12 protein-coding genes are annotated in these 17721 nt (G+C 65.8%); 1 reads left to right on the plus strand and 11 read right to left on the minus strand.

Annotation, left to right across the window (positions count from 1 at the left end):
- Nucleotides 1–124 precede the first annotated feature (124 nt).
- The 8 genes from ftsA to murD all read right to left on the minus strand — a co-directional run bounded on the left by ftsA (nucleotide 125) and on the right by murD (nucleotide 9708).
- Entirely contained in the window at nucleotides 125–1342 is a 1218-nt protein-coding gene (ftsA, locus tag VFA60_11135; GenBank protein ID HZQ92338.1) for a cell division protein FtsA, read from the minus strand.
- Between the two features lie 87 nt (nucleotides 1343–1429).
- Nucleotides 1430–2491 (minus strand): FtsQ-type POTRA domain-containing protein, encoded by a 1062-nt coding sequence (locus VFA60_11140; GenBank protein ID HZQ92339.1) that lies wholly within the window; start codon nucleotides 2489–2491, stop codon nucleotides 1430–1432.
- A gap of 139 nt (nucleotides 2492–2630) precedes the next feature.
- The gene (locus VFA60_11145) at nucleotides 2631–3173 is read right to left on the minus strand and encodes a hypothetical protein (GenBank protein ID HZQ92340.1); all 543 of its coding nucleotides are present in this window, start codon (nucleotides 3171–3173) and stop codon (nucleotides 2631–2633) included.
- 182 nt (nucleotides 3174–3355) lie between these two features.
- Nucleotides 3356–4462 (minus strand): tetratricopeptide repeat protein, encoded by a 1107-nt coding sequence (locus VFA60_11150; protein ID HZQ92341.1) that lies wholly within the window; start codon nucleotides 4460–4462, stop codon nucleotides 3356–3358.
- 65 nt (nucleotides 4463–4527) lie between these two features.
- Nucleotides 4528–5934 carry a UDP-N-acetylmuramate--L-alanine ligase gene (gene murC / locus VFA60_11155; protein HZQ92342.1) on the minus strand — a complete coding sequence of 469 codons (1407 nt, stop codon included), beginning with the start codon at nucleotides 5932–5934 and terminating at the stop codon, nucleotides 4528–4530.
- Between the two features lie 134 nt (nucleotides 5935–6068).
- The gene (gene murG / locus VFA60_11160) at nucleotides 6069–7151 is read right to left on the minus strand and encodes an undecaprenyldiphospho-muramoylpentapeptide beta-N-acetylglucosaminyltransferase (GenBank protein ID HZQ92343.1); all 1083 of its coding nucleotides are present in this window, start codon (nucleotides 7149–7151) and stop codon (nucleotides 6069–6071) included.
- 1 nt (nucleotide 7152) lies between these two features.
- Nucleotides 7153–8244 (minus strand): putative lipid II flippase FtsW, encoded by a 1092-nt coding sequence (gene ftsW / locus VFA60_11165; GenBank protein HZQ92344.1) that lies wholly within the window; start codon nucleotides 8242–8244, stop codon nucleotides 7153–7155.
- 84 nt (nucleotides 8245–8328) lie between these two features.
- Nucleotides 8329–9708, minus strand: a complete 1380-nt coding sequence (gene murD, locus VFA60_11170; protein HZQ92345.1) for a UDP-N-acetylmuramoyl-L-alanine--D-glutamate ligase — start codon at nucleotides 9706–9708, stop codon at nucleotides 8329–8331.
- Between the two features lie 193 nt (nucleotides 9709–9901).
- Between murD and VFA60_11175 the strand changes: the two genes are divergently transcribed.
- A complete protein-coding gene (locus tag VFA60_11175; GenBank protein HZQ92346.1) occupies nucleotides 9902–13492 on the plus strand; it encodes a hypothetical protein in 3591 nt (1196 codons plus the stop codon).
- Between the two features lie 79 nt (nucleotides 13493–13571).
- On the opposite strand, the gene mraY is transcribed toward VFA60_11175, so the two are convergent.
- The 3 genes from mraY to VFA60_11190 all read right to left on the minus strand — a co-directional run bounded on the left by mraY (nucleotide 13572) and on the right by VFA60_11190 (nucleotide 17700).
- Nucleotides 13572–14705: a phospho-N-acetylmuramoyl-pentapeptide-transferase gene (gene mraY, locus VFA60_11180; protein ID HZQ92347.1), complete on the minus strand. Its 1134-nt coding sequence runs from the start codon at nucleotides 14703–14705 to the stop codon at nucleotides 13572–13574.
- Between the two features lie 89 nt (nucleotides 14706–14794).
- Nucleotides 14795–16183, minus strand: coding sequence for a UDP-N-acetylmuramoyl-tripeptide--D-alanyl-D-alanine ligase (gene murF / locus VFA60_11185; GenBank protein ID HZQ92348.1), 1389 nt, complete (start codon nucleotides 16181–16183; stop codon nucleotides 14795–14797).
- Nucleotides 16180–17700, minus strand: a complete 1521-nt coding sequence (locus VFA60_11190; GenBank protein ID HZQ92349.1) for a UDP-N-acetylmuramoyl-L-alanyl-D-glutamate--2,6-diaminopimelate ligase — start codon at nucleotides 17698–17700, stop codon at nucleotides 16180–16182. Before VFA60_11190 ends, murF begins: the two co-directional genes overlap by 4 nt.
- Nucleotides 17701–17721: the final 21 nt, after the last annotated feature.

Consider the following 17721-nt stretch of genomic DNA (forward strand, 5'->3'; position numbering starts at 1 on the left):
TCGGCTCTCGGCTCTCGGCTCTCGGCTCTCGGCTAGAGACTACTTCGATTTTGATTTTTTGATTTCTACTTTTTTTCGTCTTTCTGCGTCCCTCTGCGTCCTCAGCGTCCTCTGCGTTGAAGTCCTACGGTTTCCTCGCGAAGAGCGACTTCAGCTTCGCCCCGATTCCCTGCTCCTGCGCGCCCCTCGCCACCCGCGAGCGCTGCGCGTACGTCGCCATGCCGAGCACGGTGGCGTACTCCGGCTCGGCCAGCGTTTCCGGCATGCGTCCCAGCGCGGCCGGCGCCGCCAGGCGCGCCGGCTTGCGCAGCACGTCTTCCGCAATCTCGGTCATCGAATTCAGCCGCGCGCCGCCGCCGGTGAGCACCAGACCCGCACCGCACAACTCGAAGACGCCGGCATGGCGCAGGTTGTCGCGCAGCATCTCGAACAGCTCGCGGGCGCGCGGCTCCAGCACCTCGCCCAGCAGGCGCTGCGGCATCAGCCGCGACGGACGATCACCCACCGCGGGCACTTCAATCTCGTTGGCTTCCGGGATGCGCGTCACCACGGCGCAACCGAACATGCGCTTGATCTTTTCCGCGTCAACGAGCGGCGTGCGCAGCCCGACGGCCACATCGCTGGTGAAGTGGTCGCCGCCGATGGGAATCACCGCCGTGTGCACCACCACGCCGTTGTGGCAGACGACCACGTCGGTCGAACCTGCGCCAATATCGGCCAGGCAAACGCCCAGCTCGCGCTCATCGGCGCGCAGCACGGATTCCGCCGACGCCAGCGCCTCAAAAATAGTGTCGTCCACGTGAATGCCCGCGCGATTCAGGGCCGTGACCACATTCTGCGAGGCGCTGTCGGCGGCGGTGGCCACGTGGACCTTCACCTCCAGCCGCGTGGCCATCATGCCCAGCGGATCGCGGATGCCGGTCTGCTCGTCGAGCAGGAATTCCTGCGGCAGCAGGTGCAGGACCTTGCGGTCGGGCGGCAGGGTGATGGCGCGGGCGCGTTCCACCGCCTGGCGGACGTCGTCGCGCGTGATCTCGCGAGCGCGCGAGCCCAGCACCACGCCGCCGCGGCTGTTCACGCCGCGTATGTGCGCGCCCGCGATCCCGGTGACGCCGTGCTCCACTTCCACGCCGGCCGCCTCTTCCGCCGCCACCATCGCCCGCTGGATGGCGGCGATGGCTTTTTCCAGGTCCACGATCACGCCCTTGCGCGAGCCGCGCGACTCGGCCACTCCGTGGCCCAGATAGCGCAGGCCGGATTCGCCGCTCTCGGCTACCAGCACGCACGTCTTGGCGCTGCCCACGTCAATGGCTGCGAGAACGTTCTCCGGCTGCTTCCCCATGGCCCCCTGCGCCGCGCCGCTCTGGCTCGGGCGGCTTCACTGCTTCATCCTGTTGTGGCTGGCTGGAATTGCGGTTGATGATGGCGCCTACCGCTTCCCTTTGGGCGGTGGCGCCTTGCCGTCGGCTGCGATCTTGATGGCCTGTCGCTGCGCGCCGGCGTCGGGATTGACAATGACCTGCCGTTCGTAGCGCAGGTCCACCGAGCTCAGCTTCTGGAACTGCGCCCGCCACTGCTGCACATGCGCCTTGTAGATCTTGAAGCGCTCCAGGAAATTGGCGTCGCCCAGGTGCACGAACACCGCGCCATCGTCGTCGGGCACGGTCACCCGCACGTCCGCCGGATCGCTTAGGTCCATTTCGCTGATGTCCTGCGAGTAGCGCGCGCCTTCCGAATCAAGTTCGCGCATCACCCGGGTGAAAATCCTCATGCGCGCCGCGCGCGTGGAGAGCGGCTCGTTCGCGCCCATGCCCACCAGCACCGGAAACGAGTACTTCTTCTGCGAGCGGGCGGGCAACTCCATGAGCACGCCGCCCGCGTCAATGAGCTGGATGCGCGAGCCCACTTGCGCGAACGCCACCGGCGTCCGCTCGCGAATCTTCACGCTGATGCGGTGCGGCAGCAGGCGCATTACCGTGGCCGATTCGACCCACGGAATCTCTTCCAGTTGGCGCCGCCGCTCGGCCAGCGGCACAAAGAAGATGTTACGGCCAAGGTCGGCGGCGAATACTTCCATGACCTGCGGCTTCGAGACGTTTTCCAGGCCCGCGAGCTGCACGTCGTCGCTGGACTCCATGCGGAAGCGCCATGAGTGCGTGCCGTAGCTGTAGAGTTGGTAGCCACCCCAGGCCAGCACGGTGGCGCAGGCCAGCGCGATGACGCCCTGGCGCAGCCGGTTCGCTGCCTTGCGCGGCAGCGGCCCGCGGCGCACCGGAACGCGCTTCTGTCCGCGCAGAAATGGTGACTCTTCCTCGACCTCCAGGTCGAGTAGCCGCGGATCGAAGTCGTCATCTTCGACGGCCGCGCGCGAACCGCCGCGCTCCGCTTCCTCGTCGGAATAGGCCGTCCCGGCCCCGGAATGGCCCGCGCCGGCTCCGCGCTTGCCGCGCCAGGGAGCCGAATCGGTTGGATATCCGTCGTTCCGCGCCATCAATGCCTGTTTTTGGTCGAGAGAACGCCCGCGAGCACACTATAGCTTGGAATTGTGGAATTGCGGAGTGTGAAGTTGGGCTCCGGCGCTGCCACACCGCAGAAACGCAGCTTGCTACGCCCACGGCGACCAGCCGAGACTAGCTGATCGGCGTGGCCGGGGGCCGCGGCGCCCGTGGCACGGCCATGCGGTACTGCAACCGCCATGAGCGCCGTTCGGCGCGAATCAGCGAATCGATCTGGGAGCGGCTCATGAATCGGGTTTTGACCGGAATGTACTTCAGGCTAGCGAGTTGGCTCCCATCGATGTGAAGGGCCGCCGGCAGCACCGTGGCTGCGTACGCCAGGGCAGGTTCAGGCACGGAAATGTGGGGAAGCTGCTTCACCGGAGCAGCGACCCGCGCAGGCTCGCGACGGCAAGTGGTTACTGCGCCGGAAGCTTGCGCCCCCGGAGCCGGATTCGCAACCTGCTGAGCGCTCTGCTGGCCGGCGGCGGCGTCATCGGCGTGGCGGGCGCGCTCCATCCACTGCGCCGCGCTCTCCGGCTGCCCCAGCATGGCTTCCACATAGGCGATGCCGGCCAGCATGCGCGGGCTCCGGATGCTCAGGTCCGGAGCCGGAACGGCCATCGCCAATCCCAGCGCCGCCCACGCCCCCACCGCCAATTTCAAGCCCGATTGCATCGCCTCATTGCCTTCCGCCTATAAGACGAACGAGCTGGGCGTTTGTTAACGGCGCTCGGAAATTTTTCTGTGGGATGGGAATTCAGTCAGCTCGCATCTGACCGGCAGCTCAGGCGATTGCTGAATGCAAGGGCTGAATGCAAGGGCTGAATGCTGCGTGCTGACTGCTGAATGCTGTCTTCTCACCTCAGCCGCTTCAAATCCGCCTGCGCCGCTTCGAGCTTGGGATCCATTTTCGTCGCGATCTCCACCTCTTTATAGGCGTCGGCTTTGTGGCCCTGCTTCTCCAGCGCCAGGCCGAGCCTCCAGTGGGCGGCCGCGAGCTTGGGCTGGCCGGGCTCGGGCTCCTGGGTGAGGTATTTGCGGAAGTAGCGTTCGGCGCGCGCATAGTCGCTGCCGCTGGCATCCGTCACGATCACGCGTCCGGCCTGGTAGTACGGCACCAGGTTGTCGGGGACGTTTTTCTCCGCCAGCGCAAGCGTCGTGTCCAGGTCCGGCCAGCGCTTCTGGCTGGCATAGACGACGGCCAGCAGCGTGTACGCGTTGCTGCGCGTGGGGTCCAGCTTCTCCAGGTCGCGCGAGCACTTCTCCGCCTCGGCCCAGCGTGACTTGCTCGTCAGGTAACTGCACCAGGTGATGGCGGTCTCGTAGTTGTTCGGGTTGGCGTCGTGCTGCTTCCGGTACAGGTCGGGCAGCTTGTCCACCTGCTTTTCTTTTTCGGCAAGTTCGGCCAGCGCCATGTAGCCGCGCACCGCGTCAATCTTCATGACTTCCTGAGCTTCGGCGCGCGCCTTGTTTTTGTCGCCGCCCACGATGCCGGGCGCGTCCCAGTAATAGATCATGTAAACGTAGTGCGCCTGCCCGTGCTTCGGGTCGATGGCCAGCGCCGCATCGAGTTCCTTGCGGACGTTGCGCGCCAGGCCAATCTGTTTGAAGAAGCTCGCCTTGCCCGCCTGCTCGCCGTAGACGCGAGCCAGCCAGTAGTGCGCGTCGGCGCTCTTGGGATCGAGCTCGACCGCCTTCTTCGCGAGACCCTCGGCGCCTTCCAGGTCGCCGTAAATCATGCGGACGCGCGCCTTCAGGCGCAGCGCGTGCGCATCGTTCGGGTTCTTCTGCAGCGCGGCGTCAACCGCTGCGGCGGCGCGCTTCCAGTGGCCGCCATCAACCAATTGGTCGAGTTGATCGGCGGCGCGCGCGCCGATGGCAAGCGTGATCAGCAACGCCAGGAATTTCGTTGCGCGAAGGTGCACAAATCCTCCCAACAGCAGCTCCAGAGTTTCACGTTTCAAGTTTCGAACTTCCAGTTTCGCAGCTTGCTGCACAAAGACTCGAAACCTGAAACTTTCCTCGCAGTTCACTTGTCGTGAGCGCCCGCGGCAGCGCGCGCTCCCAGCTTTTCCAGCACCATGGGGCCAATTTGCGAGACGTTGCCGGCGCCGAGCGTGAGCACCAGGTCGCCCGGCGAAGCGGCGGCCGCGGCCGCCTCGGCTGCCTCGGTGAAGCTGGTCACGTAGCGAGCACGCCCCGCAGCATTCGTCACGGCTTCGGCCACGCGCTCGCCGGTAACGCCGGCAATCGGCTGTTCACTGGCGGCGTAGATGTCGAGCACGAACACTTCGTCGGCGTCGCCGAACGCGCGCCCGAATTCCTCGAGCAGCGCCTGGGTTCGCGTGTAGCGATGTGGCTGGAAGATGACCAGAACGCGCTGGTAGCCGCATTGCCGCGCCGCGGCCAGCGTGGCGCGAATCTCGGTGGGATGATGGCCGTAATCGTCCACCACGGTGACGCCGCTCGCCTCGCCGCGCATCTGGAAACGGCGATCAACGCCGCGGAAAGTCTCCAGCCCCGCGCGCACGTCGTCGAGCTTCAGGTCGAGCCCCACGCCGACGGCCACCGCCGCCGCCGCGTTCAGGACGTTGTGCGCGCCGGGAACGTGCAGCCGGAATTCACCAAGATCGCTTCCCTGGTAGCGCACGCGAAAACGGCTGAGGCAATCGGAGCCGCGCGATTGCAGCCCTGTGTCGAGCACGCGAAAATCGGTTCCCTCGGCCGTGCCGTAGGTCACCACTCGGCGCGAGACGCGAGGCAGCAGCGCGCGCAGCCGCGCATCGTCAACACAGGCAATCACCGTGCCGTAAAACGGCACGCGGTCCATGAACTCGACGAAGGTCTGCTCCACGTCGTCCATGTCGCGATAGCAATCCATGTGCTCGCGGTCGATGTTGGTCACCACCGAGATGATCGGCGAGAGCTTCAGGAACGAGCGGTCGCTCTCGTCGGCCTCGGCGACCAGGTACTGCGATTTGCCCAGGCGCGCATTCGAGCCCATCGCGTCCACGCGCCCGCCTACGACGACCGTCGGATCGAGGCCGCCCGCGGCAAGGACGGCTGCGGTCATCGAAGTTGTCGTCGTCTTCCCGTGCATGCCCGCGATGGCGATGCCGTATTTCAGCCGCATCAGCTCGGCCAGCATCTCGCCGCGCTGGATGATCGGAACTTTCAGGCGATGCGCTTCAACAATCTCCGGATTGCTCGCCGAGATAGCGGAACTCGCGACCACGACCTCGGCGCCACGCACATTCTCGGCGCGATGTCCTTCTTGGATCGTCGCCCCCATCTTCGCCAGCCGCCCGGTCAGCGGGTTCAGCTTCAAATCGGAGCCGGAAACGCGAAAGCCGAGGTTCAGCAGGACCTCGGCAATGCCGCTCATCCCGATGCCGCCGATGCCGACAAAATGCACGCGTTGGATCTTGGCAAACATTCCTTAAACCCAAACCGCAGAGGACGCGGAGGACGCAGAGGCTTCAATCTTAACTGCTTCCAATTCGCTATTAGTGATGGACCGAATACGCAGTCCCTAAAAACAAACACCAAAGCCCTTGTTCCTCTGCGTCCTCAGCGTCCTCTGCGGTTTGCCGTTATGTTTTTCGCGAGCTGTGCAATCGCCCGCGCCGCATCGGGCCGCGACAGCGCTCGCGCCGCGGCGCTCATTTGTCGCAATCGCGCCCGATCGGCGAACAGGCCGGCAATCGTTTCGGCCAGGCGGGCCGGCGTCAGCTCCGATTCAGGCAGCACTACCGCTGCATCCTTTGACGCCAGCGCTTCGGCGTTGCGCCGCTGGTGGTCGTCGGCAGCCCGGGGAAACGGAATGAAGATGGCCGCCCTCCCTGCCGCTGCGACCTCGGCCACCGTGCTGGCTCCGGAGCGGCACACGAGCAGGTCGGCGCGATCATAGGCCCTGGCCATGTCCTCTATATAAGGACGGACGTCGGCTTCCACGCCCTGAGCCGCGTACGCCGAGCGCACTGTCTCGAATTCCCGCTCGCCGCTCTGGTGCGTGATCGCCAGCTCCGGCACGCGGCGCCGCAGTTCCGGCAGGGCCTCGCATATCGCCCTGTTGATGGCGTGCGCGCCCTGGCTGCCGCCGAACACCAGCAGCGACGGCCCTTCCGCCTCGCCCCGAGGCGGTACCTGAAAAAACGCCGCACGCACCGGGACGCCAGTCACGTGGCACTTTCCGCCCCCGAACCAGCGGCAGCTCTCTTCAAACTGCACCGCTGCCGCCGTGACCCAGCGCGCCACGCGCCGATTGGCGAAGCCGGGCATGAGGTTCGGCTCGAAGGCGATCGTGGGAACGCCGCGCAGGATCGCCGCCAGCATGGCGGGGCCAGAGGCGTATCCGCCCACGCCAATCGCCACGTCGGGTCGGAACGCGCGCAGGATGCGACGCGAGGCCAGTATCGCCCGCGGCAGGTCGGAGACTGTCCGCAGGCGCCGCGCGAAACTGACCCTGTTCAGCGGGCCAACTTCGACGAGCCGCAACTCAAATCCGGCTTGTGGGACAAGACGCGTTTCGATGCCGCGCGAGGTGCCGATGAAGATGACTTCGGCCGCGAATTGCGACTTGAGTTCCTGTGCAATGGCCAGCGCGGGGATGACGTGCCCGCCGGTTCCGCCGCCCGCCAGGATCACGCGCATATCAGTCCGCGTGCTGGGTGATGTTCAGCAGCACCCCGATGGACGCCAGCGTAATAAACAACGATGAACCGCCATACGAGACCAGCGGCAGCGGAATTCCCTTCGTCGGCAGCATGCCCAGCACCACGCTGATGTTGAACATGGCCTGCACCACCACCATCGCCGTAATGCCGGTGGCTAGATAACGTCCGAATGGGTCCTGCGTGAGCACGGCCGCGCGCACGCCGCGATACATGAACACGGCGAACAGCGCGACCACGACCACGCTGCCCACCAGCCCCCACTCTTCCGCCAGCACGGAGAAGATGAAGTCCGTGTGCGGCTCCGGCAGATAGAAGAGTTTCTGCTTTCCTTCCATCAGTCCCTGTCCCATCACGCCGCCGGTCGACACCGCGATCAGCGACTGAATGATGTGAAAGCCGCGTCCCTGCGGGTCCGAGTAAGGATCCAGGAAGGCGAGAATCCGCTGGTAACGCCAGCCCACGCGGAAGATCAGCAGATACAGCACGGGAAGGCCCGCTACCGCCGAATAAGCGAAGTAGCGCCAGTTCATGCCAGCGATATAAAGGATCGCGCCCGTGATGGCGATGCATGCCATGGCCGTGCCCAGGTCCGGCTGCTTCACGATGAGCGCGGCAAACAGCAGGCTCGGCGCCACCGCGGGCAGCAGCGTCGCGCGCCAGTCGTCCATCGACTTGGTCCGCGTCTCGAGGAAATACGCGAGAAATAAAATGATGACCGGCTTGGCCAGTTCCGACGGCTGGAACGAGAAGCTGCCCAGGTGGAACCACCGGTGCGTGTTGTGCGAGCGATCGAGGAAAAAGACGCCGATCAGCAGCACCGTCGTGACCGCCAGCGACGAAAAGACAACCGCCGGGTGCTTGTACTGGCGGTAATCCACCTTCATCGCCAGCAACATCACCGTCAGCCCGGCGACGGCCCATGCCAGCTGGCGCAGGAAAAACGTGTACGGCGAACCGAAGCGCTCCTTGGCCACCACCGCCGAGGCGCTGAACACCATCACCAGCCCCACCAGCACCAGCATGAGGGTGACGGCAAACAACGTTTTGTCGACGCTGACCCGTTTCGCCATTTGTCAATTGCTATTTGTTATTTGTTATTGACTGAGGTCCTTCTTGCTTTCACCAGCGTGCATGCCGGGACGGTTTCAATCGCCTTACGCCACTCCCTGCTGCTTGCTCTCCCGCGCCGCAAGCGTCGCGACCAACTCTTTGAACACGCGCCCGCGATGCTCGTAGTTCTCGAACTGGTCGAAGCTGGCGCAGGCGGGCGCCAGCAGCACGATGTCGCCCGCGGCCGCGCCTTCCGACGCGCGGCGCACCGCCGTCTCCAGCGTCTGCGCCTGCACGATGGGCGCCGCGCCCGCGATCTGCGATTCGATCTTCTGCGCCGCCGCGCCAATGGTGTACACGCGCTTCACGCGCTCGCGAATCAGCGGCCCCAGTACCGAGTAGTCGCTGCCCTTGTCTTTTCCCCCGAGAACCAAATGCACTCCCGAAGAAAAGGACTCCAGCGCCTTGATGGTGGCGTCCACATTGGTCGCCTTGGAGTCGTTGTAGTAGTCCACGCCGTTCACGCGCGCCACTAACTCCAGCCGGTGCTCCACTGCCTTGAATTCGCGCACCGCGCCGCGGATGCCTTCGGCCTCCACACCGGCCAGCACGCCCATGGCGGCCGCCGCCAGCACGTTCTCCAGGTTGTGCGCGCCCTTCAGCGGAACCTCTGTTACCGGCATCACCGCACGCTCGCCCCTTTTGTCACGCCACACAATCTGTCCGTCGCGCACGAAGGCGCCCGCCTCGACGTCTTTTGTCCGGCTGAACCAGTACACGCGCGAGCGCAAGCCGGAAGCCATTGCTGCACATGTCGCATCGTCAGCGTTGAGTATTGCGAAGTCTTCAGCGGTCTGCTTTTCAAAGACGCGTGCCTTCGCAGCCGCGTACGCCTCAAACGTCCGATGCCGATCCAGATGGTCCGGCGTGACGTTCAACACTGCGGCGATGTGCGCCCGGAAAGTCTCAATCGTCTCCAGCTGAAAGCTGGACACCTCCAGCACCGTCCAGCCATCGGCCGTCGAGCGCTCGACCAGCGAAATTGCCGGCGTCCCGATGTTGCCGCCCACCAGCGTCGGCTTCCCCCCGCGCCCAATCACCTGGCCGGCAAGCGTGGTGGTCGTCGTTTTCCCGTTAGAACCGGTGATGGCGACGATTCGTCCCTTCAAAAACCGCGCCGCCAGCTCCACCTCGCCGATGATCGGCACACCCAGCGCCCGCGCCTGCTGGAGCGGCGCCGCGTCGTAGGGCACCCCGGGGCTGACGACGATCAGGTCCTGGTCCTGGAAGGTGCGCTCGCCGTGCCCGCCGGTTTCCACCGTGATCCCGCGGTCGAGCAGCGACGGGATTTCGCCCCGCAGTTCGGCCGCCGGCTTGGCGTCCGAGACGGTGACGCGCGCGCCGCGGTCTTGCAAAAAACTGGCCGAGGCCACGCCGGAGCGCCCCAATCCGACCACCAGCACGCGCTTGCCGCTCAACTCCATCGGGGAAGGCAATCTGGGCCCATTGTGCCACGAACACCCTGTGGATTATGTCTTTAGACACCGTCATTGAGCGCCGGGAACCTTATTCCTCACCGCCCTGCGACGCCTGACGCCGCTCGCTCACCACTGCGCCTTCAATTCGTCCAGGCAGCCGGTGTATCCTGCCCTGCCCACATTTCAGGGGTCTCCCGCCATGCGATTGATCTGCGTTCTGCTGCTGTGCCTGGTTGCCGCCTCCGCGTTCGCCGCCGATTCGGCGGTCAGCTATCAGAACCTGCGCCAGGGCCAGGTGGTCCACGGCTTCGAAGCGGTCGCTGTTTATCTCAACGACGCCGACCAGCCCATGGGCGCGCGCTTCAAGCATCGCGCCACCGGATTCACGCTCGACCTGCTGCAAATCCAGACCGTCCCGCAGGCCATGGTGTGGGCTGAAACCGTGCCCACCTCCGACATGGGCGAGCCGCACACGCAGGAGCACCTGCTGCTGCTCAAGGGCAATCGCGGACGCACGCTGAGCGCGAACCAGGGCATGTCGCTGATCGTGGAGAACGCCTACACCGAGCAGTGGCACACGCGCTACGTCTTCAACACCGCCGCCGGCCCCGACGTCTTCTTCGACGAACTCCAGGACACGCTCGACGCGCTCCTCCACCCCGACTACACCGACGAGGAAATCCGCCGCGAAGTGCGCAACTTCGGCGTCACCGAGCGTGCCGACAAGTCGCTGTGGCTGGAAGAAAAGGGTTCCGTCTACAACGAGATGGTTTCCTCGTTCGCGCGCCCGGGATCGCGCCTCCGCCGGCAGCTTCAGGCGATGGTCTACGGCCCGCAGCATCCGCTGGCGCTCTCATCCGGCGGATGGCCGCCCGCGCTGCGCCAGATGCAGCCCGGGCACATCCGCAAATTTCACGCCGACCACTACGTGCTCTGGAACATGGGCGTGATCGCCTCACTGCCGAAATCGGTTTCACTCAACGAAGCGCTCCGCCGGACGTCGGCCATCCTGAACGCATTTCCCGCCAGCGACCATCGCAAGACGGGCATCGTGACCGGCGCCACCATGCCCGCGCCGCAGCCCGCCGAGGCGGGCAGCGTCGCGGTGGCCGAGTATCCAAGTGCCAACGAGCAGGAGCCAGGCCTCGTGTTCTTTTCCTGGCCCGCTGAGCGCAATCTCGATGAGCGCGAAGAAGTGCTCGCCAATCTCTTCCTTGAAACCATCGCCGGCGACGCCGACACCAACCTCTACAAGCGCCTGGTGGACACGCGCACGCGCGAGCTCGATACCGGCGCCACCTCCGTTAACGCATTCATGACGCGCGACCAGGGAATGCCCGTCAGCATCGTTATGGGCAACGTGCGGCAGGAGTTCATCAATCCCGAAGGCTTGCAGAAAATCCGCACGCTCGTGCTCAAGGAACTCGATCGCGTTGCCGCCTGGCCCGATGGATCGCCCGAGCTGGCCGAGTTCAACAGCCGGCTGCGCTCGCGCATCACCGAAACGCGTCGCGACCTGAACAAGCAGATGAACACGCCGCCGCGCTTCGGCATTCGCAGCGTCAACAGCCAGTGGCCCGACCATCTGGCCATGATCAACGCCACGCCCGGCTTCCGGAAGTCGCTCACGCTCAAGCCTGACATCGCTTTCGTCGAGCAGCAACTCGCCGGCGCCCGGAACATCTGGCGCACATACCTGCCCAAGTGGAAGCTCGCGGGTGTCACGCCGTACGTGGCCGGTTCGCGCCCGAGCAGCAGGCTCCTGCAACAGGAGCTGCGCGAGCGCAACGAGCGCGCTGCCGCCGAAGTGGAGCGTCTGAAGACGGTCTACAGCGTGACCGACGCGCAGGAAGCCGTGCGCCGCTACCAGGCCGACTACGACAAGAACTCGGCGGAGCTGGAAACCATCGCGCAGAAGACGCCCATGCCGCCGTTCATCAAAAAGCCGCCGCTCACGCTCGACGACGACCTCGATTACAGCGTCTCCAAGCTCCCCGGCGGCATTGACCTGGTCACATCGCGCTTCGACAACATGACCGGCGCCACCGTCGGCCTGGCGCTCAACGTGCGCGGCGTTGCGCCCGAGCGGCTGGTCTACCTCTCGCTGCTGCCGGAACTGCTCACGCGCACCGGCGTGCTCCGCGACGGAAAGCCCGTCAGCTTCGAGCAGATGTCCGACGAGCTCCGCAAGCAGGTCCTTTCCCTCGACGCCAGGTTCACTACCAGCGTCCGCACCGGACGCGTGGAGCTGGAAGTGCTCGGCGCCGGCAACGACATGGCCGAGTCGCGGCGCGCGCTCGAGTGGATGCGCGACGTCCTCACCGCTCCCAACTGGACCGAGCAGAACCTGTCGCGCATCAGCGACGTGGTGGACCAGCAGCTCTCGCGCCTGCGCCGCGTGATGTTCGGCGCGGAAGAAAGCTGGGTCAACAATCCCGCCAACGCGCTGCTCACGGAAAACAATCCAGCGCGGCTCAGCGCGGCCTCATTCCTCACGCAGGAACACAACGCGCACCGCCTTCGCTGGCTGCTGAAAGGGGCCGGCAACGACGCCGAGCGCGCCGCCATCACCAGCTTCCTCAACAATCTCTCGGGCGCGGCATCTCAGGGCGATCGCAAGTCGCTGAAGGCGATGCTGGCCGCGATGCAGGGTAAGCCCGCCGACGTCTCAGCGTCGCTTAAACCGCACGTCGACGCCTTCAATGCGCTGCCCGGCGCCGCCAAGTCCAACGCCGCCGCTGCGGCACGCGATCTCGACGTCCTGCTCTCCGACCTGCCGGAAAACAGCCTGCAGCAGGACTGGGCGTATCTCTGCCGCCAAATGCTCCACGATCTGCTCGTGCCACCCGCCAAAACCCTGGCCGAACTGAACGCGCTGCGCCGCGACATCCTCAAGACCGGCAACGCGCGCATGTTTCTGGTGGGTGGCCCGCAGGCCGAGAAGCAGCTCAGCGCCGGGATCAATCAGCTCGTCGCCCACCTTTCCGTCGCGCCTGCCGACGCGCCCCGCGCCGGCTCCAGCGGCCTGATCACCGACCGCGTGCATCAGCGCCAGGCCGATGCCAGCCTGCTGTACTCCGGATTGATGGCGCCCAGCCTGCAAGGCGGCGTGGTGCTGCATTCCATTCCGGGCGTGACCTACGACACGACCGACCGCGAGCAGCTCCTCGACTATCTCGCCTCGCGCATCTACGGCGGCGCCGGCGCCCACGGCGTCTTCATCAAGACGGTCAGCTCCGGCATGGCGTACAGCAACGGCCTGCGCGGCAGCGTGGCCGATGGCCGCGTGGGCTACTACGCCGAGCGCACGCCGGAGATTCCGCAGACCATCAGGTTCGTGATCGACATCGTGAAGCAGCCGCCGCACGACCAGCGCCTGGTCGAGTACGCCGTGGCGCAGGTCTTCCAGGCCACGCGCGCGCCCGCGTTGTTTGAAGACCGCGGCGAGGGCATCGCCGCCGACCTGGCCGACGGCGTTACGCCGGCGAAAGTCCGCGCGCTGCGCCAGGCCGTGCTCGCGCTGCGCAACGAGCCCGGCATCGCCGACAAGCTCTTCGCTCGCGCCGCCGCCGTTTACGGACGCATGCTGCCCGGCATGGGCGTGAAGACGTCAACCGTGCCCGGCGCCAGCTACTTCGTCATCGGCGCCGAAAAGCAGCTCAACGCCTACCAGTCTTACCTGTCGCAGGTCGAAGGCCCGCAGACGAAGCTGCAGCCGCTCTACCCGCGCGACTTCTGGCAGCCGGCGACGTTCAGCGAGGCGGCAGACTCAGGCGGCGGGGACAAGTAACACCGCTGCTGGCTGCTCGCTCTTCGCTGCTGGTCAGAGCGTACGACCAGCAGCTAGCAGCCGGCAGCTAGTAGCAGGTTCAACGCAGCTTCAGCGTCGTCAGCGCGAACAGCGCGAACACCAGCGAGGCGATCCAGAAGCGCACGATGATCTTCGACTCGCTCCAGCCCAGCAGCTCGAAGTGATGGTGCAGCGGCGCCATCTTGAAAATCCGCTTCTTGCGCAGCTTGTACGACGCCACTTGCAGGATCACCGACAGCGCTTCGATCACGAAAATCCCCCCAATAAACGGCAGCAGCAGCTCCTGCTTGATGATCACCGCCACCGTGCCGATGGCGCCGCCCAGGGCGAGCGAGCCCACGTCGCCCATGAAGATTTCTGCCGGGTGCGCGTTGTACCAGAGGAACCCGATGGCCGCCCCCACCATCGCGCCGCAGAAGATGGTTAACTCGCCCACTTGCGGCATGCGCGAGAGTTCCAGGTAGTCGGCGAACACGGCGTGCCCGCTCACGTACGTCAGCACCGTCAGCGCGCCCGCGGCGATGACCGTGCAGCCGATCGCCAGTCCGTCCAGCCCGTCCGTCAGGTTCACCGCGTTCGATGAGCCAACGATGATCAGCGACACGAACGCGATGAACGGCAGAAATGCCAGCGCGTACAGATAGCCGTGTTCGAGCGCGTTGATGACCAGGTCAGGCCGGAACTGTTTGAAGAACGGCACGATCAGGTGCGTGGAATATTCGCCGCGCGCGGTGAACAGCATGAGCACCACGGCGATCACGAACGCCGTCAGAAACTGCAGCAGCAGCTTGGTGCGTCCGGTCAGGCCGAGGTTCCGCCGGTGCACGACTTTCTGGTAGTCGTCGGCAAAGCCGATTCCGGCGAATGCCAGCGTGGAAAGCACCGCGATCCAGACGTAGCGATTGCGCAGGTCGGCCCACAGGATGGTCGGCGCCAGGATCGAGATCACAATGAGCACGCCGCCCATCGTCGGCGTGCCGGCTTTCTTCTGGTGCGCTTTCGGACCTTCTTCGCGGATGAACTGGCCGATCTGGAACTCACGCAGCCGGCGGATGACCGCCGGGCCCACGATGAGCGCCATGAACAACGCCGTCAGCGAAGCAAACGCGGTGCGGAACGTAAGAAATCGGAAGAGCCGAAAAGGAGTGAAGCCGAGGTGGAAAATCTTTTCGTAGAGCAGCCAGTAGAGCAATCGTCCGCGACCTCACTGATTCCGTTTGCCTGATCCGGTTCGCTACACCAACGATGACGCCCCACGTTCGCGACGCGCCGTTTGCGGCGCTAACGTCGGGTCGTACTCTTTCCCTGCGCCGCTCGCCACGCGTCAAGCGCCTTCTCTAATTTGACACCGCGCGACGCCTTCAGCAGCACCGCGTCGCCCGGCCTCACGTTGGCTGCCAGCCACGCGCCCGCCTGCTCCGGCGTGTCCACGAACTCGGCCGCCACGCCCGCCGCCCTGGCCGCATCCACGATCTCGCGCGCCATACCGCGCACGCCGAGCACGAAGTCGAGCTTTTGCCCCGCCATGTGCTCGCCCGCCGCCCGATGCAGGCTCGGACCCTCCGGCCCAAGCTCGAGCATTTCGCCCGCCACCGCGATGCGCCGCTTGGCCGCGACGGCGGCGAGCGCGTCCACCATGGCTGCCAGCGCTTTCGGATTTGAATTGTAGCAATCGTTCAAGACCGTGGCCCCTGACAACTCCAGCACCTCCCCGCGTTTTTCTGCGGGCGCGAGCGTGGCCAGCCGGCCGGCGGCCTCCGAAGGCGTCAGCCCGCGGTCCATGCCCACCGCGGCCGCTGCCAGCGCGTTGTAGATGTTGTGCTCGCCCACCAGCGGGAGGCGCACCGGCTCGGTGCATCCGCCGGCCACCAGGCTGAACTCCGATCCGCTGCCGCCGCGCACAATGACGTTCTCGGCGCGAACGTCCGCCGGCCTATGAATGCCAAACGTCGTGACCCGGCCCTTGAAGTCGCGGCCGAATTGGGAAACGTACTCGTCGTCGGCGTTGAGCACGGCCGTGCCATTCGGCGGCAGCGATTCGATCAGCTCGTACTTGGCGCGCGCGATGTCGCCGACCGAATTGAAAAACTCCAGGTGCACGGGCCCCACGTTGGTCACAACGCCCGCATTCGGCTGCGCCAACTTGGCCAGCGCGGTGATCTCGCCGGCGTGCGACATGCCAAGCTCCATCACCGCCAGCTCGTGCTCCGGCTCCAGCCGCAGCAGTTGCAGCGGCAGTCCGAAGTGATTGTTCAGATTTCCTTCCGACTTGAGCACGCGGAAGCGCGACGCGAGCACGTGCGCGATCGCTTCTTTCGTTGTGGTCTTCCCTGCCGAGCCGGTAACGGCGATGACGGGCCTTCCCCAGATGCGGCGCACGCCCGCGCCCAGGCACTGCAAAGCGGCGAGCGTGTCGGAGACGAGCAGCAGCTTCCCGCGCTCGGCAAAGCGGGCCGCGTGGCCTTTTTGAATCACGGCGGCAACCGCGCCCGCTCCGAGCGCCTGTTCCACGAAGTCGTGGCCATCGAAACGTTCGCCCTTGATCGCGACGAACAGCTCGCCCGGGCGGACGGTGCGCGAGTCAATCGAATAGCCCTCAGCTATAGCTTCGCCGATGAACTCGCCTTCCGCCGAGGTGAGGTCGGCCACGCGCCAGAGCGGCAGCTTCACGATTGGCTCCGCGCCGGCGCGGCGGCGCCGTGGCCGAGCGCCTCCAGCGCCTCGCGCGCCTCCGTCACGTCGTCAAACGGCGCCGTACCGGCGCGCGTTACCTGCACTTTTTCGTGGCCCTTGCCTGCCAGCAGCACGATGTCGCCCGGCTTGGCCTCCGCAATCGCCAGCCGGATCGCGGCGCGCCGGTCCGGCTCCACCTTATATTTGACACCGGAGCGCTGCACGCCGGGCACCGCCTCGTCAATGATCGCCATCGGGTCTTCGCTGCGCGGGTTGTCGCTGGTCACGATCACCAGGTCGCTGCCCGCGCCGGCAGCGTGCCCCATGAGCGGGCGCTTGGCGCGGTCGCGGTCGCCCCCGCACCCGAACACGGTGATCACCCGGCCCGAGTGCGCCATGCGTCCAATGAAATCGCGCGCCACCGTGAGCAGGTTCTTGAGCGCGTCGTCGGTGTGGGCGTAGTCAACCACCACCGTGAACGGCTGGCCCAGGTCAACCCGCTCGAAGCGCCCCGGAACACGCTCCAGCGCAGCCACGCCCGCCTGGATCTGCTCCGGCGTGCAGCCGCGCGCAAACGCCGCCGCCGCCGCTGCCACGATGTTGAACACGTTCACCCGCCCGATGAGCGCCGACTCAATGCGCACGCCGCCGCCGGGAGCGACGAGATCAAATCGCGTACTGCGCGGTGAAAGCTGAAGCTGCACCGCGCGGAAGTCACCGCTGAATAGCCCATAGCTATGGACCTTGGAGCCGCGCTCGCGGGCAAAACCCACCAGCCGCGCGCCGTAGGGATCGTCGGTATTGACCACGGCGTGCACCGGCGGCTCCGTTCCCGTCCCCTCGAACAGTGCGCGCTTGGCCAGGAAGTACTGTTCGAGATCGGTGTGATAGTCGAGGTGGTCGCGCGTGAGATTGGTGAACACCGCGACATGAAACGGCATGCCCCACACCCGCCCCTGCGCCAGCGCATGCGACGATACTTCCATCACCGCTTCCGTCGCGCCCGAGCGCAGGCCCTTGTCGAGCATGCGGTTGATTTCCAGCGACTCGGGCGTAGTATGCGGCGCGGCGAAGACTTCGCCCGCCACGTGATACTCGATGGTGCCGATCAGCACCGACCCGCGCCCCGCCGCTTTCAGAATGGATTCCAGCAGGAACGTGGTCGTGGTCTTGCCGTTCGTTCCGGTGATTCCGTTCAGCGCCAGCTTGCGCGCCGGACTGCCGTAAAGCCGCGCGCCCATCTCCGCCAGCGCGCGGCGTCCGTGCTCCACGCGCGCCCAGCCCACTCCCTCGCGCGGCGGCGTCTGCGCCGAATCGGTCACCACCGCGGCAGCCCCGTTCGCGACGGCCGCGTCAATGTAGCGGTTGCCGTCGGTCGTCTCGCCGCGCATGGCGACAAACACGTTGCCCGGGCGCACGCGCCGCGAATCGTGTTCCAGCCCGGTGATCTCGGGATTGGGTCCGGCTACGGCAGACTTCGCCGCCGCCTCGCCCAACAACTCAAGGAATCTCATTGCTCGCGATTATAAGCTGCC

Source organism: Terriglobales bacterium, from assembly GCA_035651995.1.
Lineage (GTDB): Bacteria > Acidobacteriota > Terriglobia > Terriglobales > Acidobacteriaceae > DASRER01.

What these genes read in the sequence shown, in the direction of transcription:
- ftsA (HZQ92338.1), bottom strand. Translation starts at nt 1,342, where the DNA reads ATGGGGAAGCAGCCGGAGAACGTTCTCGCAGCCATTGACGTGGGCAGC.
- VFA60_11140 (HZQ92339.1), bottom strand. Translation starts at nt 2,491, where the DNA reads ATGGCGCGGAACGACGGATATCCAACCGATTCGGCTCCCTGGCGCGGC.
- VFA60_11145 (HZQ92340.1), bottom strand. Translation starts at nt 3,173, where the DNA reads ATGCAATCGGGCTTGAAATTGGCGGTGGGGGCGTGGGCGGCGCTGGGA.
- murC (HZQ92342.1), bottom strand. Translation starts at nt 5,934, where the DNA reads ATGTTTGCCAAGATCCAACGCGTGCATTTTGTCGGCATCGGCGGCATC.
- murG (HZQ92343.1), bottom strand. Translation starts at nt 7,151, where the DNA reads ATGCGCGTGATCCTGGCGGGCGGCGGAACCGGCGGGCACGTCATCCCC.
- ftsW (HZQ92344.1), bottom strand. Translation starts at nt 8,244, where the DNA reads ATGGCGAAACGGGTCAGCGTCGACAAAACGTTGTTTGCCGTCACCCTC.
- murD (HZQ92345.1), bottom strand. Translation starts at nt 9,708, where the DNA reads ATGGAGTTGAGCGGCAAGCGCGTGCTGGTGGTCGGATTGGGGCGCTCC.
- VFA60_11175 (HZQ92346.1), top strand. Translation starts at nt 9,902, where the DNA reads ATGCGATTGATCTGCGTTCTGCTGCTGTGCCTGGTTGCCGCCTCCGCG.
- VFA60_11190 (HZQ92349.1), bottom strand. Translation starts at nt 17,700, where the DNA reads ATGAGATTCCTTGAGTTGTTGGGCGAGGCGGCGGCGAAGTCTGCCGTA.